Here is a 14,920-nt window from a genome sequence, read left to right on the forward strand (position 1 = left end):
ATCAGGCTCCTGCCACCATGTGAAAGGGCTTTCGGATAAGGGCGGAAAAGTCCGGAATGGAGGCCAGCGATTCCACGATGAGCCGTGCCGTGTTTCCGCTGCCGTACGGGTTGACGACACTGGAGCAGTCCATGCTCAGGGCCTTGCGGATGGCCGTCAGAATGGCGTCGCCGGATGCCTCGCAGTCGATGACGGATGCCGCACGCAGTCTGCCCTTCTGGCGGTCCCCGATGTTGACCGAGGGTACGCGCAGGCTCGGCGCTTCATAGAGGCCGCTGGAGGAATTCCCCACCACGACGGCGGCGGCTTTCATGGCGCTGACATAGAGCCTGTGGTCCAGCGAGGTGTGCGCGCTGACGTGGTCACGCTCCATGGCATATTCCCCGATAAGGCGCATGAGCTGGCGGCCGCCGGTGTCGGCATTGGGCATGGAGAACAGGATGCTGCAGTCGGCGTCGGTAGCGTAGTAGGCGTCCAGTGCTGCAAGCAGTTCGGCAAGCTGGTCCGCGCAGGAAATGTGTCCAAGCGTCTCAGGATGGTAGGTGGCAAGAATCAGGCGTTTGCGCAGCACCATGCCGAGTTGCTCTTCCAGTTCGTTGCGGGTGTAGAAAGGTTTTTCGAACATGGCGTCGATTCCGGAACTGCCCACGTTGAATATCCGCTCCGGGTTTTCGCCCATCTGGCGTACCCGCGCTGCGGCTTCCGCATTGCTGACGAAGTGAATGTGCGACATCTTGGTGATGGCATGGCGGATGGATTCGTCAAACGCGCCTTCCGTGATGTCGCCGCCGCACAGGTGTGCCACGGGAATGCGGGCGATGAGCGCGGCCTGCGTTGCGGCAAGAATCTCGAAACGGTCGCCGAGAAGGATGATCAGGTCCGGCGCAAGACGGGCAAAGGCGTCCGCGAATCCGATGACCCCAAGACCCATGGACTTGGTGATACCCACGGCGGTGTCGCTGGAAAGCAGCATCTCCACCCGCTCGTCAATGCGGAACCCGTCATCAAGGATGCGCTGGGCCGTGTTGCCGAACTCGTGAGACAGGTGCATGCCGGTGGCAATGATCTGCAGCGAGAAGGCCCCGTGCTCCTCCACGTGTCGCATGACAGGGCGCAGCAGACCGTAATCGGCTCGTGTTCCGGTAACAATGCATATCTTTCGCATCGATTTATACCATCAGTCCATGTGTGTTCGGGATAGACATCAACCCTTCCTCAGTCTGTGCGCGTGCCCTCATTGTTGTTCTCCGGCGGCCTCAAGGCTGGCGCGGTAATGGGGGAGCACCTCGTCCGGCGTGCCGTCCATGATGATTTTTCCGTCCTCAAGCCAGACAATGCGGTCGCAGTGCTCCACCGTGGTCAGGCGGTGAGCGATGATGAGCATGGTGAGCGAGCCGGCCAGATTGCGCACGGTCCGCTGAATGGCGTTTTCGCTCTGCTGGTCCAGTGCGCTGGTGGCTTCGTCAAGCACCAGCAGTCTGGGAGAGCGGTACAGGGCACGGGCAATGGCGATGCGCTGACGCTGGCCGCCGGAAAGCTTGGCGGCGCGTTCGCCGAGAGGCTGGTCGTAGCCTTCCGGCAATTGGGCGATAAGCGTCTCCAGTGCTGCCATGGTGCAGCAGCGGGCCACCTTGTCGCGGTCAACCTCGGCTTCAGGAATGCCGAAGGCCACGTTTTCCGTGATAGTGCCGTCCGTGAAGAAGGGAGCCTGCCCCACATAGCCGACATTGGCCCGCCAGCGGTGCAGGTGGGCTGCGTCAAGCGGGCTGTCGTCGATGGCGATGTCGCCTCCGGTCGGGGTGAGCAGGCCGATGATCAGGTCGGCAAGGGTGCTTTTGCCGGAGCCGGAACGCCCCACCAGGCCGACGGTTTCTCCGGTTCTGATCGTCATGGAGACGTCCGACAGGGCCTTCTTCTCCGCATCGGCGTAGTTGAAGGTGACGTTGCGCACGGCAATGCCCTGCTCAAAGGCCAGAGGCTGGACGGCACTCTTGTCCTGCGGCTGGGCGGGCATGTCGTTGATGGCGTTGATGACGGCTTCTGCGCGGGGCAGATAATCGCGAACAGAGGAAAGGCTGTTCACAATGCGGTTGAATGCCGGAATGGAACGCCATGCCACCACAGCCAGCAGGGCCACGGGGCCGGTTATGGCGGCGGGGGATGATTCGTTCGAGAAGGTGATGGAAACCAGTATGACGCCGCACAGGGTGATGAAACCTGCAGTCTCGAACGCCCACGAAGGGATGCGCGAGAGTAGGTGCACCTTGGACTGCGAACGGGAGGCGCACTCCACATCTTTCTGGTAAAGATCGAAAAAGTACGGCTGGTTGGATGAGATGATGATTTCCTTGATGCCCTGCGCAATGTTGGAGATGCGCTTGTTGATCTCCATTTCGAAGCGGGCGCAGGTTTTCGCATGCCGGTCGATGCGGGGGCGCAGGGCTCTGTATATGAACATGCCGATGAGCCCCAGCGGGATGATCGAACCGATGGAAACAAGGGGAGCGGTGATCAGCAGAACCAGCCCCATCATGCTGACGAGCACGATGTCATTGAGGGCGAGCATGCCCATGTACCACACCATGATCACGTTCTTGCGCCACGAACCGGCGGTGACAAGGTCTGCGGAATGCCTGCCCACGTGCCATTCGTAATCGTGCCCGAGATAATTCTGCAGAAGCAGCCCGCCGAAGTGGGCGTCTATCTTGGCGGCAAGACGGGAATAGGCATAGGTGACGCTGCCCGCAACGCCGTTCTTGGCGAGCATGAGGAACGAGGCGAAGAGTCCCAGCGCGATGATGAAGTTCTTGTCAGAGGCCAGAATCTGCGGCGGGATGAAGTCCCGTATCGCATTGAAGTAAGGGGAGCCAAGGACAATGGCAGGATCGTTGATGGAGGAGATGAACAGCGCGATGACGGCCACCGCACCTGTTTCCACTATGGAGGAAAGGAGGATGCCCAGAGTGATGAGCACCAGTCGTCTCCGCCATGCTGCCGGTATGATGGAGATGGTTTTGACGAAGAAGTTGTTTGATGCCAGAGACATGTGTCTGTTTGCCTCGTATATTGTTCTAGTGTTTATTGTTAAGAAAAACTGAACAAAAGTCAAGAGGCGCTCTGTCTGGTGCAGCGTGCAACAGGAAACATGAATCAATTCTGTTTACAAGAATTTCCAAGAAAATCGAGAGACTGCTGTTGAGGAATATGGAGCTTGCTATCTTTATGAAAAATGATTACTGATAACAAGTAGGATCAACTCTGGCATATTAATGAGGTGGATATGGCTCCCCAGACTCGCATGACGAAACAGCGTAAAGTAATTTTGGAAGAGTTGCGCAAAGTGACTTCGCATCCCACGGCGGATGAGGTCTATGATATGGTGCGGCAGCGTCTGCCGCGTATCAGCCTTGGAACGATCTATCGCAATCTCGACGTTCTTGCCGAGAGCGGCGAAATTCTCAAGCTGGAGAGTGCGGGCAGCCAGAAGCGTTTTGACGGCAACCCCATGCCCCATGCGCATATCCGTTGCACCCGTTGCGGCAGAGTGGGAGATGTCATGCATCTCGACGTGCAGGTGTCCATTGACGGCATGGACGTCAACGGGTTCACCGTGACCGCTGCCCGTGTGGAGTTTGACGGCGTTTGTGACGCCTGCCAGAGTACGAACTGATTTTTGCCTCTGTCATCGACTATCTGCTGAATACATAAAGGCCGGATCATGTGATCCGGCCTTTTGCATGTCTGGCGGTTGGGGCATGGCTTTCTGACATCCTGAAAGGCCACGCCCCATGTCCCCCCTCTGTCCGGATGCCTATTCAGGCTCCTTGGCCATAAACGTATGGTCGCCTTGCGGTCTGCCGCTCCACTGCCGGGAAGGTAGTGGTGCATGAAAGCAGACCTTTTCCCTGCCGCGCAGAAAGTCGTCCGCGCGGTACAGCCGGAATCTGGCTACGCAAAACAGAAAGATTACCGCCAGCAGGCTCAGGATTCCAAGATACCAGGACACATGGCGCTCCTTGCGCTGCCTCTGCATTTTCTGCCGCTCCGCTCGGACGCATGGTTCGGGCGCATGGTTCGGGAGGATGGGCGATGCTTCGAATTTGAATCGTCTTGCCACAGGATCTCTCACTTTTTTCTTACCCGTGACGCAGGTTCCGGATAACCAGTAGAAATCTTACAGGAACAAGAAGAGGAGGGCACAGGGTTTCATTGACGCCCGCGAGGGATTCCTATTAGTCAACGAGGAGGGGGGGAATCCCTCCTTGTCGTGAACGGGACACGAAGAACTGTAGAAGGGGACAGATAGTGAGCGCTTTAGTCGGGTTTCATGCGAAGACTGTTCAGCCAGCCGTGGACATGGAGTTGTTGCTTCCGCGTCACGCGTTGCTGGAAAGCGTCATGCCCACAAGGGGCAAGGGCGGACGCCTGCTTGTGGAAGCCAGGGCGGGACAGGGTAAAACCACGTTCGCCCTCCAGTACCTGCAGGCAGTTGGCGGTCGCTCTCTGTGGTATCAATGCGGAACGGAGGATGCTGACCTTGTCTGCATGGTTGCCGCCTTGGTTGAGGGCCTGCGGCGTACTCTGCCGGGATTTGCCTGTCCTGACGTGGAGGGTGGGCTCAAGGAAGGCGGCGCGGGATTTGACGATCTGTCCTGGGTAGCTCGGGCGCTGGTTGCCGGGGTAGAGCGGACTCGCGCCGGTCTGCTGCATTTCGTGTTCGACGATGTGCATCTGCTTGAGGGAGCGCCTCAGGCGCTCGTCTTGCTGAGGGAGCTGCTTTTCGCCGCAGGGCAGTCCATCGGTATCGTATTTCTTTCCAGACGCCCTTGCATGCTTGATGGAGTTCCTCTGTTTCCGCAGGGGGTTGTGGAGCATGTGCGCAATGCCAGACTGGCGTTCACCCTGCCGGAAACGGCGGAATTGCTGACCGGTATTCTTGCCGCCCCCGCAACCGCAAGCACCCTGAGCCGGCTGCATGCCATGACGGAAGGTTGGCCCATGGGCATTGTCATGTCCCGGGAAATGCTGTCAGCAGGTGGAGAACTGGCTGAAGATATTCCCCACGGCATGGAGGATGATCTGGCATGCCATCTTCATGAGGCGTACCTCGAATCCCTTTCCGTTCAGGAACGCGAGGTGTTGCTGCGCCTAGCCCTGCTGAACAGCGTTACGGAAGGAAAGGCGGACATAGCGGCCCCGGGAATGCATGCCATGCAGACATTGGGGAAATTGACGCAGTTTGGCGGCTTCGTCCGCAAATCCGGTGACAGGTACGGTTTTCATCACCTCTTCAGAAGTTGTCTTTCCTCCATGGCATGGAATGTCTTGGGCGAGAATGTCTGCAAGGGGGTATTGGTTCGCGTTGCCGAGTGGTGTGCAGCCAACGGTGAAGAGGAAGAGGCCTTCGAGTACCTCGTTGAGGCGGGAGATGTTCGCGGGGCTGCGAAGCTGCTGGGCCGATACGGCCTTTCCCTCGTGGAGAACAACCGGCTGGCTACGCTTGGCAAGGCGCTGGAACGGCTCTCGCCCGACGTGGTGGAGGCGGATCCGTGGCTGTCATGCTATCAGGGAATCACTCTGCTCAATGTCGCGCCGGACACGGCCATGGAGATTCTCGGCAGGGCGCTCGCCATGTTTGAAGCCCGCAATGACCATGTCGGCGAGTTACATGTCATTGTCCACCAGATCCTCTATCAGCTGGTCGTAAGCGGCTACGACTCCAGAGCGCCGGAATACGTCAGGCACGCCGAAGAGATTCTCGCTTCAATGTCTGATTTGCCCGCGCACTTCGTGTTTCATATCGAAAAGGCGCTTGTTACATGGCGTATCTTCTATCTGGAGGAGCAGGAATCCGTTCGGGAGAAGCTGGATCATATATTCCAATATGCCCGGATGAACGATTTGCATAACGCTATCACGGAAACGGCCATGATGAACTGCATCAGGCTGTCTCTGTGCTCTAAGTTCAGCACTGCCTGCGATGTTCTGGAAACCGCTTATGACATGCTGCCCAGTCCTCGGCTTTCCGTGTTCCTCCGTGCAGCTGTCCATCTGACACTGATCAATCTGCATGCCATGACGGGCGACCGTTTCAACTATGCCAGAACCCGCTGCTATCTGGATGCCCCGGGTATCAGGGAAGTAGCGGAAAAAACATCGCTCGGGGCTTTCAGGGAGCTGTTTGACATTGATTCCGCCCTTGCCGAAGGCAACCTCTCTTTGGCAGCGGAGCGTGTTTCCAGACTGGAAGGGGGGCTCGCCAATGGCAACGCGCATCTTTTGAGTCAGTGCCTGCACTACAAGGCGTTGGTGCTGTCTCTGGCCGGGGATCGGGAGGGCGTTGCAACCGCTGCGGAAGCCTGCCTGCTGCAGCGTTCGCTCGTGCCGCGTCCCTATTTCGTCAGGCTGTCGAGGATGTTCCTTGGTGGCGCGTTTGCGCAGGTCGGGGATGTGCAACAGGCGGAAGAGCTGCTTTGCGGGGTGATAGAGGAATATGTCCGTATCGGGGAGACCCATTGCCGTTCCGCCGCCTTGTTCCATCTGGCTGCTCTGCGTTTGCGGATCGGGAGCGGGGACGCTCTGGAAACTGTGAGGCAGGCTGTCGTCTGTCTCAAGGACGCGGGACACGAACATTTCTTCAGTTGGTTGCCGCAGGTGGACGAGGCGGTTCTGTCAGCTGCCGTGGTAAATGGCATAGAGCCCGACTTCTGCTACAAATTGGGGGTGCGTAGGCTGGATAAGGCTCTGCTGGCGGACGGAAGGGTGTTGCCTGTCCTCTGTGTGCAGAGTTTTGGCGGCTTCCGTATCCGTTGCGGAGAGAAGGTGCTGGAAGATGGCGATTTCACGTCGGCGCAACGGGAACTGCTTGCCCTGCTTGTTGTGTCGGGCGGTTCCGTTTCGCAGGAGCGGGTACAGGAATTTCTTTGGCCGGACCGCTCCAGAGAGATGGCGCGAAGCGCGTTCGATACCCTTCTGTCGCGGACGAGAAAGGCGCTTGCCGATGGCTTTGGCAAGGATCTGAGCAGAGAATATCTTGTGTTGCAAAAAGGCGTGCTGGCATTGCGGCATGCCCGTCTCGACACGGTTGCCTATGATGAGGCCCTGTTGCAGGGGGATCGCCTGTATGTGGAAGGGCGGCGTTGGCAGGCGGGTTGCGCTTACGCGCTGGCTGAGCATCTGTGGGCGGGAGAGCTTTTTCCTGCGGTGCAGGGGCCGGATGTGCTGCACGAGCAGCGGGAGCTTGGCACGGCACGGTTTGTGGCCATGGCGCCGCGCCTTTCTGAGCTGTTGGTGCACGAAGGGGCGCATGTCGAGGGGGTGCGGGTGTTGGAAAAGGCCCGCAGGAGCGATATGACCAATACTGCCGTGGTCCGTTCGCTGCACGATCTGTATTGCAAGGCGGCCGAGCCGGTTCGGGCGGCAAGGGTCGTCCGGGAGATGCGGCAGGCCCTGACCGACGAGGGGTACTCCAGAACCGAGATAGACGAAATCATGGATGCGTTCTGGAGCGTTCAAAAGCCCTAGGTAGCGGGGCGTCCGCCCCGAATTTCCAGAGTCAGCCGAAAGCTCTGTGCTCCCCGGAATCGGGGCGGGAGCTGCTTGTGGGCGTAATGCATCCGTCATGCCCCCGTTGAGCACGTCGACGGCGGGCAGCTGACATGGAGCCCAAGGCAATGTGGGCGAACTCATGCCCCCAGTATGCCCTCCGGAGTGTCTCCATATTTCCACAGCCAGTTCTCTATCTTCACTAGGTGCTGGTCGGCCATTGGCGGGACCATTTTTTGGAAACGCCAGTGGTTCCTGATGTATGCAGGCAAAATGCGTTCGCCGCCTGCGTGCATGATGCATCTTGCGTTCGCCTGTCTCAGCCATTTTCCGGAGTAGATTTCCCTCTTGGCAGCCCTGCCGGATCGCAGGCTTTCTTTGAGCATGCCCGTCCAGAAGGGCGTGCGCGCTGCCTGATAATCGGTCCCCATCCCCGCTTTTACCGGCGGTGTCGAGAGCTGCTGTGTGACCTCGGGAGGGAAGGGGGCTGAGGTGAAGGGTAATGAGAACATGCGAGGGTCGAGCAGCTCCATGACCTTGAGAAAGAGCAGGCCGCCGCGTCGGTACCGGGCCGGAATGCGCAGGAGCTGCCTGTGCAGGGAGGCAACTCCAAAGGGCGCTCGAAGCGGTTGCCAGAAGAATGTTATGGGGTTCAGCCATTTCCCGCCGCCAAGGTGGTCGTGGTTCAAGAAGCAGCGGATGTTGTTGAGCAGGTAGTATTTGAGTGCCCTGTTCTCGTCCTCGCCATAGTCCCTGTTGTCGGTGATGGCGGAAAAGCTGCTTGCCGCACGTTCGCATATGTCAGGCGAGAAGAATGTGCGGAATGTGGATAGCCTGTCCCTTTCAATGGCCGCGAAGTCGGGGAGCAGCCCCCTGAGATAGCCGGAGAAGTGGCCGTGGATGCCGTACTCCAGGCGGAGTGGCCGCAAGGATTCGTAGAGGTCCGTCTGTTCTTCGGGCAGGGTCTTCAGTGCAGAGGGGGACTGCGGTACCGAGTGCTTCAGGCCGAAGGTGTCGGCGATCTGCGTTGCTATGAGGACGTCACGATCCTTATTTGCCGTAAGGTGTGGACTGCATATGGTCACCCAATCCATGGATTGCCTGACGGAGTCCGGCAGGCACGCCATGATGAGGCGGCTGTCGTACCCCCCGGTAATGGGCATGGCTGGCACCTTATTGTCCAGCAGAAACGCGGCCAGCGTCTTCTGCATCAGCGAGCCGACAGCCTCTGCGGCGGCCTCAAGAGACAGGGAATGGTCAATGGCATAATTCCAGTCGTCATAGCAGGCGTATGAAATCTCCGGGGCATCGTTTCCGGCGTAGATTGTCACATCGGCGGCAGGCGGCAGACTCCTGAGGTCAAGCAAGGGGGTTCGGCCCTCGCAACCGAATCCGTACAGGGCCCACTCCGCAAGGAACTGGATGTCGAGCGTGCGGGGAAACCCGAGCTCAAGGAGTACCTGATACTCTGTGGCAAAGGCTGTCCACCCGGGGGCCTTCATCATGTAGAGCGGGTATAGTCCGAGAGCATCATTGATAATGCGCATGGTGCGGGATTGGTGGCAGTAGCGAACTATGCAGAAGTGCCCGTCCAGAGAACGTAGCCGCACATTGCCGTCGTCAGCAAACAGGCTGTGCAGAAAATTCTTTCCCCGTGCTGAGTCCAGACGGTCAGGAACCGGCTCTGAGAAGGGGGCAGCAAAGAATTCTCCGCCAACAAGATAGGTGTATCCGTTCTGCTCATCCGTTATCAGGCAGCGAACGTCTTCCGGAGAAAAGCCCCCCAGAAGGGCGTGGTGTGGCGTGCATATCTGCAGCTCCCGCGCGCCGTTCAGGGAGGCTGCGCGGAGCATGTCCGGGATAGGGGGGCGAGACGCTGTTTCCCTTTCTTGCTGCCCGGTAAAGAGTATGCCGAAAATCATGGTCATCGCGTTCCGTACCTGTCTGCACTTGTCTGTCGGGCAAGACTCGAAAGCACTTAGCGTATTCCTTTCACACGGATGAACAGCAGGGCTGCGGGGAACATGCAGGCTGTCGTGAACGCGGCGAGAATGTAGACCGTATACAAGGGAAAGAAGCCCTCAGGCGTTGTCGATAGAAACGGCATGGCAGAGAATACGGAAGGGTACCAGTTGATGGCATTCCTCAACAGTTGCAGGAAGATGAGGTGAGCCATGTAAATGACAAGGGGAGCTTTGCCGAGGCAGGTAAAAAGCCGGAGTGCCGTGTCGGCTGCACTGCCGCTGTGTTCATGTATCCGTTCAACAGTGATGTACAGAAGGAGATTCATGCCGGTTGTGAGAAGCAGAAAATCCGGATGCGGGGGGTACTTGTGAACATTGAGAAAGCCCATCCATGAATTATCGGCTGCCGATGCCCAGCGAATTGCGGCGAACAGGATAAGGAAAAGCAGTCCGGTCGTCCCCATGATCTTTTTCCGGAAACCGGGAGGGGCGTTGAGAAGCGCAGGGGCCGCAATATAGCCTGTCCACATGATCCCGAACCACGGCAGGATGGGGTAGGTGGTGTGAAATTGCATGCCGTTGGGCAAACTGAAGGTGCCGGGGGTGCACAGAAGGGCGTTCAGCAGTTCGATAGGGGTGTCCACCATTCCCGTTATGGGAGGGAGAGCGTAGGGGGAAAGGATGCAGCACAAGGCCGCCGGGAGCGCAATCCTTCGCGGAACGGCAAGACAGCCGGCGAGCAGTATCATGGACCACCCGATAGCCCAGATGACCTGCAGATACGTCATGGAAAAGTCCATGTGGTAGTTCCAGCAGAACTTCACCAGTGTCAGTTCCAGAAGGGCGATCATGATTCCCCGGCGCAGCAGGAAGGGCCGGGTCCGCTGTTCTCCATGGCGCTGCCCGTACAGGTGGATGCTGACACCGGCCAGAAGGATAAAGGCCACTGCCGCAATATGGGTAATCCAGCGCGTGGCGAACAGGGCGGGCGTAGTATGCTGCAGGTCGGTTGGAGAGAACGCCGAGGTGCTGAAAAAGAAACGCGTATGATCCAGAATCATCAGGGTGATGGCGATGCCTCTGACGGTATCAATGGCTGGAAGACGTTTCATGGTTGTTTCGTGGGGTTTGCGGTTTTGCTTTTGTGTAACGGGTTGCGGGCGATATCGGTATTACCGGGGGCAGTCCTGCGGGTGGGCGTAAGATCTGGAAGATTTGCACCCGGAATCGGTACAGGCGGTAGGTGAGCTGTCCTTAGTTTTTTATTGCATCTGCACCGGCAGGACTTGTCTTGGCGATTTCTGGTGCTACTATTTTATAGATAGGATTCAGGATGATTTTACAACAGCAGTGTCATCCTCATGTAGTGTGTCGAATGAAAAAACCTTTTGATATTGGTGTGTTTCGTTTTTGAGCATGTGGCGCGTAATGTACAGGCGGTTGTACTTCGGTCCGGTACCAGCATTTCATCCTCGTTCTGCGTTCACCCTATTGGAATATGGCAGGAAGCAACGTGCCATTATAATTCCCTCCCGGGCGTATCCTTACCTTGGGGAGTGTAGTACTCTCATGGTGTCAATGTATGCGGTGAGGGGGGGACCACAGGAGGTCGCGCCATGGAAGAAAGAAGATCGTATCCGCGTTATGATCTCGGGCAGCAATACTATTGTGAGCTGATAAATGCTCAGGGCGATAGTTATTACGGGCGGTTGGACGACATAAGCCAGTACGGAGCCCGAATCGTATTCTCAAAGGATTTCTATCCGAATGAGGTGAAGGCCGGCGACAAGGTTTACATCTACGGGTACAAATCCGACGCCTCGCCGGATGGAGGCAAAATGGCTGCTACAGCAGTATGGACCGACAAGCAGTGTTATGGCATTCAGTTCTACACCTCGGTGTATGGTTCTGCAGAAAGCTTGATGTCCATGTATCCCGATGCCGTTCCCCAATTCTATTCCTAGATGAGACTGGCTACACGCCCCCTGCCGCAAGGCCAGGGGCGTTTTGTTTTGGTTCACTGCAGGGGTGCTTAACCTTGCATGCGGGCCGTGGATAGCCTTGCTGCTTGCGTTGCAGGTGGTGTAGGCTCGGGCCTGAACAGGATGTGTTACGGGCTGTTGCGGTGCCATGAAAGGAGGTTGCAATGCATGTGTTGAACTCACAGACAAGCCACAGGGTGCTCTACCTTTCACACGGTGCGGGCCCCATGCCCCTGCTCGGCGATGAAGGGCATGCCGGTATGATAGATACCCTGCAGGGCATCGCCCGTTCCATGCCGCGTCCGGAAGCTATTGTGCTGATAAGTGCCCACTGGGAAGAGGCTCGGCCCACGGTCACGTCCGGCGTGGACCTGCCGCTTATCTACGATTATTACGGGTTTCCTGAAGAAGCCTACAATATCGCCTACCCCGCCCCTGCGGCCCCGGATGTGGCGCAGGAGGCGTTTGACTGCCTGCATGCAGAGGGCGTCGCGCCTGTGTCGGATGCGGAGCGCGGCTACGACCACGGCATGTTTGTGCCGTTGAAGATCATGTATCCCGAGGCGGATATTCCCTGCATCCAGATTTCGCTGGTGAAGGGGCTGAACCCCGACGTGCATCTCCGCATGGGCAAGGCTCTGGCGGGGATGAAGCGGCCGGGGCTGCTGTTTATCGGTTCCGGCTTTTCCTTCCATAACATGCGTGCCTTCTTCATGCCGGATACGCCGGAAAGGCGGGGCATGAACGAAGGCTTTGATAGCTGGCTGGCCGAAACCTGCTCGGGAGAGGTTCTGACGGCGGAAGAGCGCCTCGGCTGTCTGTCCGCATGGGAAACAGCGCCTCATGCCCGCTACTGTCATCCCAGAGAGGAGCACCTGCTGCCTTTGCATGTCTGCTGCGGCATTGCACAGGGGGCCTGCGCCAAGTCATTCAGTCTGGAGCTGCTGGGTAAGAAGACCAGCATGTTCTTGTGGTGATTGCATGAGCGCATTGATGCAGAGCGGAGGACCACCATCCCGGCGTTTGAAGCAGGCGTATCTGGCATCGCTGGAGGAGACGCAGGAGCTGCTGCTGGAGGAACTGGGGCGGGGTGGTCAGGTCTGGACCATGGGGGACTGGGCCTACGCGGTCGTCAGCGGTGGGACGTTGGTAGAATTCTACGTGTCCGATGAAAGGCAGCAGGATGCCGGATTGTTCTTCCGCAGGGTTATTGAGGCTGGTGGCGTCACAGAGGTGCTGTGTAAATCGTTCAACGCTCTTTTGCTGCAGACCTTGGGGAGCGCTGTTGCCCGGGCAGAAACCGTTGGCCTGCTGTTCCGACGCATTGCCGACGCGGCCTTTGTGTCCATGCGGAATCATGCCTTCCGGCAGGGGGCCGCGGCGGATGTTGATGCCATTTTCGTCTTCAACGACGGCTTTTTCGCCGGATGTGAAGAAATAGCCAGATATGTCGAAGCGGGGCGTCTGTATGTGCTGGAGTCGCCGGAAGGAATGCTGGGGTGCGGCATCGTGACCCCTGTGCTGCCGGACAGTCTCTGCATGGATATTGGCATGGTTGTGGCTCCGGTGCATCGCCGCAAGGGCTACGGAACACATATCGTTTCCTACCTCAAGGCCATGCTGCTGGAGCAGGGCTATCGTCCCCAGTGCGGATGCGATGCGGCCAATACGGCCTCGGCGCGGACGCTTGCCCGCGCCGGATTCGTCTGCGAGCATAGCTTGCTGCGCATTGCCTTGTAGCCCGTCTTGCCTGCATGAAACGTTGAAGGCTGTCCGGTTCTTCCCTGTTGCGGGAGAACCGGACAGCCTTTCTTGTCCCATGGGCGGAACGTTCTATTTCATGACTTCTTCGAGCAGCTCGGCAAAGAGCGAGGCGCCGGTCAGAATGACCTGATCGTTGAAGTCATACTTGCTGTTGTGGATTACCGGAGAGTCAACCCCGTTGCCTATCCAGACAAAACATCCCTTGGTGTTCTGCATGAAGAAGGCGTAATCCTCGCTGCCCATGGCAGGCAGCTCTTCTGTCAGCACGTTTTCGCGGCCTACGACGCGGGTAGCCGCAGCCACGGCCAGTTCCGGCATGGAATTGACCAGCGGGGGGTGCTTGCGATGGTAGGCGAACGTTGCCGTTACGCCGTAGATGGCCTCCAGTCCCGCGGCCAGCTGGCCGAGGGATTCTTCTATGCGGTCCTGCACGGCGGCGCAGGTGGTACGCACGTTGCCGCGTACAACCACTTCATCGGGGATGATGTTGTAGGCGCTGCCGCCGTGCACCTGCGTGATGCTGATAACCGCCTTGTCGTGGGCGGAAATCCTGCGGGCGATGACGGACTGGGCCCCCTTGATGAAGTCGGCCACGGCGGCAAAGGGTTCCACGCAGGCGTGGGGAACGGACGCGTGTCCGCTTCTGCCGCGAATGACCAGATCAAAGCGGTCTTCGGAAGCCATGGCGGTTCCGTGGTGCACCACGATCTGGTTCTCTGCGTATCCGGGCCAGTTGTGCATGCCGAACATGCAGTCGATGCGGTACTTATCGAACAGTCCGTCCTTGACCACTTCCAGCGCGCCGCCGAAGCCTTCTTCGCCGGACTGGAACAGCAGCAGAACGGTGCCGTCAAGGTCCCTGTGATCCGCAAGATAGCGGGCAAATGCCAGCATGGTGGCGGTGTGTCCGTCGTGTCCGCAGGCGTGCATGCGCCCCTTGGTGGCGGACTGGTAGGGCAGGCCGGTTTCTTCCGTGGTCTCCAGCGCGTCCATGTCGGCGCGGAAGGCCACTGTCTTACCGGGGCCACGCCCTTCCACCTTCGCCAGCAGGGAGTTCACCCCTATATCTTCATAACCGATGCCGTAGCGGTCGAGCTGTTCTTTCACGAAGGCAACGGTTCTTACGGTCTCAAGGCCTATTTCGGGACAGGAATGAAGGTGCTGACGCATACTCTTCAGTTCGTCGAAGCAGGCCGCAATCTCTGGCTTAACGGGCATCTAGATCTCTCCGAGGGACTTCAGCACCACATGGGCGATGGCGGCGGAACCTACATAGGTGCCCGCCATGACGAACAGGCTGACCACCACGATGCGCCAGCCGGTCTGCTTCAGCGCGGGCAGGTCCTTGCCGATGCCGACACCGGCGTAGGCCAGAATGGGGGTGGTGAGCGCAAGGAAGTTCACCTTGGAGACCCATGCGGCAAAGGTTTCACTGCCGGGAACGCCGGGCATGGTCACGACCATGCCGAAGGTGATGACATACAGAACGGTGGGCAGCTTGTAGACATAGGTGTTGGCAAGGATGCCCAGAATGCAGATGCCGAGCAGCACGGCCATGCCGGGCAGGGCCTCGGCGATGCCGAATCCCCAGCCGATGCGGTTGCCCACGAGGGTGATGGCGGCCACGATGAGAAGAACGATGGTGGATTCCAGTATCTTGTTCAT

12 protein-coding genes are annotated in these 14,920 nt (G+C 58.4%); 5 read left to right on the forward strand and 7 right to left on the reverse strand.

The genetic code is table 11. The features are described 5' to 3' along the window. Nucleotide 1: 1 nt before the first annotated feature. Together neuC and N1030_RS14210 are read right to left on the reverse strand one after the other, a co-directional pair. Nucleotides 2–1,165, reverse strand: coding sequence for a UDP-N-acetylglucosamine 2-epimerase (gene neuC, locus N1030_RS14205; protein WP_265826142.1), 1,164 nt, complete (start codon nt 1,163–1,165; stop codon nt 2–4). A gap of 69 nt (nt 1,166–1,234) precedes the next feature. Continuing rightward, complete coding sequence (locus N1030_RS14210; protein WP_265826144.1) at nt 1,235–3,046, reverse strand: ABC transporter ATP-binding protein; 1,812 nt, start codon at nt 3,044–3,046, stop codon at nt 1,235–1,237. Between the two features lie 234 nt (nt 3,047–3,280). On the opposite strand from N1030_RS14210, the gene N1030_RS14215 reads away from it, so the two are divergent. After that, nucleotides 3,281–3,670 carry a Fur family transcriptional regulator gene (locus tag N1030_RS14215; RefSeq protein ID WP_265826145.1) on the forward strand — a complete coding sequence of 130 codons (390 nt, stop codon included), beginning with the start codon at nt 3,281–3,283 and terminating at the stop codon, nt 3,668–3,670. A 141-nt stretch (nt 3,671–3,811) separates the two neighbouring features. Here N1030_RS14215 and N1030_RS14220 read toward each other — a convergent pair whose 3' ends face one another. Then, nucleotides 3,812–4,006: a hypothetical protein gene (locus N1030_RS14220; protein ID WP_265826147.1), complete on the reverse strand. Its 195-nt coding sequence runs from the start codon at nt 4,004–4,006 to the stop codon at nt 3,812–3,814. A 299-nt stretch (nt 4,007–4,305) separates the two neighbouring features. Here N1030_RS14220 and N1030_RS14225 point away from each other — a divergent pair, with 299 nt between their 5' ends. Then, complete coding sequence (locus tag N1030_RS14225) at nt 4,306–7,524, forward strand: AfsR/SARP family transcriptional regulator (protein ID WP_265826149.1); 3,219 nt, start codon at nt 4,306–4,308, stop codon at nt 7,522–7,524. A gap of 161 nt (nt 7,525–7,685) precedes the next feature. Here the strand turns inward: N1030_RS14225 and N1030_RS14230 are convergent, their stop codons facing one another. Both N1030_RS14230 and N1030_RS14235 read right to left on the reverse strand, forming a co-directional pair. Further along, nucleotides 7,686–9,473: an asparagine synthetase B family protein gene (locus tag N1030_RS14230; protein ID WP_265826150.1), complete on the reverse strand. Its 1,788-nt coding sequence runs from the start codon at nt 9,471–9,473 to the stop codon at nt 7,686–7,688. 50 nt (nt 9,474–9,523) lie between these two features. Then, nucleotides 9,524–10,621, reverse strand: coding sequence for an acetyltransferase domain-containing protein (locus N1030_RS14235; RefSeq protein ID WP_265826151.1), 1,098 nt, complete (start codon nt 10,619–10,621; stop codon nt 9,524–9,526). 504 nt (nt 10,622–11,125) lie between these two features. Between N1030_RS14235 and N1030_RS14240 the strand changes: the two genes are divergently transcribed. From N1030_RS14240 to N1030_RS14250, 3 genes are all read left to right on the forward strand, one after another. Continuing rightward, complete coding sequence (locus N1030_RS14240; RefSeq protein WP_265826152.1) at nt 11,126–11,473, forward strand: PilZ domain-containing protein; 348 nt, start codon at nt 11,126–11,128, stop codon at nt 11,471–11,473. 182 nt (nt 11,474–11,655) lie between these two features. Next, nucleotides 11,656–12,468 (forward strand): DODA-type extradiol aromatic ring-opening family dioxygenase, encoded by an 813-nt coding sequence (locus N1030_RS14245; protein ID WP_265826153.1) that lies wholly within the window; start codon nt 11,656–11,658, stop codon nt 12,466–12,468. 4 nt (nt 12,469–12,472) lie between these two features. Next, nucleotides 12,473–13,231, forward strand: coding sequence for a GNAT family N-acetyltransferase (locus N1030_RS14250; protein WP_265826154.1), 759 nt, complete (start codon nt 12,473–12,475; stop codon nt 13,229–13,231). 93 nt (nt 13,232–13,324) lie between these two features. Here N1030_RS14250 and N1030_RS14255 read toward each other — a convergent pair whose 3' ends face one another. Together N1030_RS14255 and N1030_RS14260 are read right to left on the reverse strand one after the other, a co-directional pair. Beyond that, complete coding sequence (locus N1030_RS14255; RefSeq protein ID WP_265826156.1) at nt 13,325–14,473, reverse strand: M20 metallopeptidase family protein; 1,149 nt, start codon at nt 14,471–14,473, stop codon at nt 13,325–13,327. Beyond that, nucleotides 14,474–14,920, reverse strand: coding sequence for a hypothetical protein (locus tag N1030_RS14260; RefSeq protein WP_265826158.1), 447 nt, complete (start codon nt 14,918–14,920; stop codon nt 14,474–14,476).

This window comes from Desulfovibrio mangrovi, from assembly GCF_026230175.1.
Lineage (GTDB): Bacteria > Desulfobacterota > Desulfovibrionia > Desulfovibrionales > Desulfovibrionaceae > Halodesulfovibrio > Halodesulfovibrio mangrovi.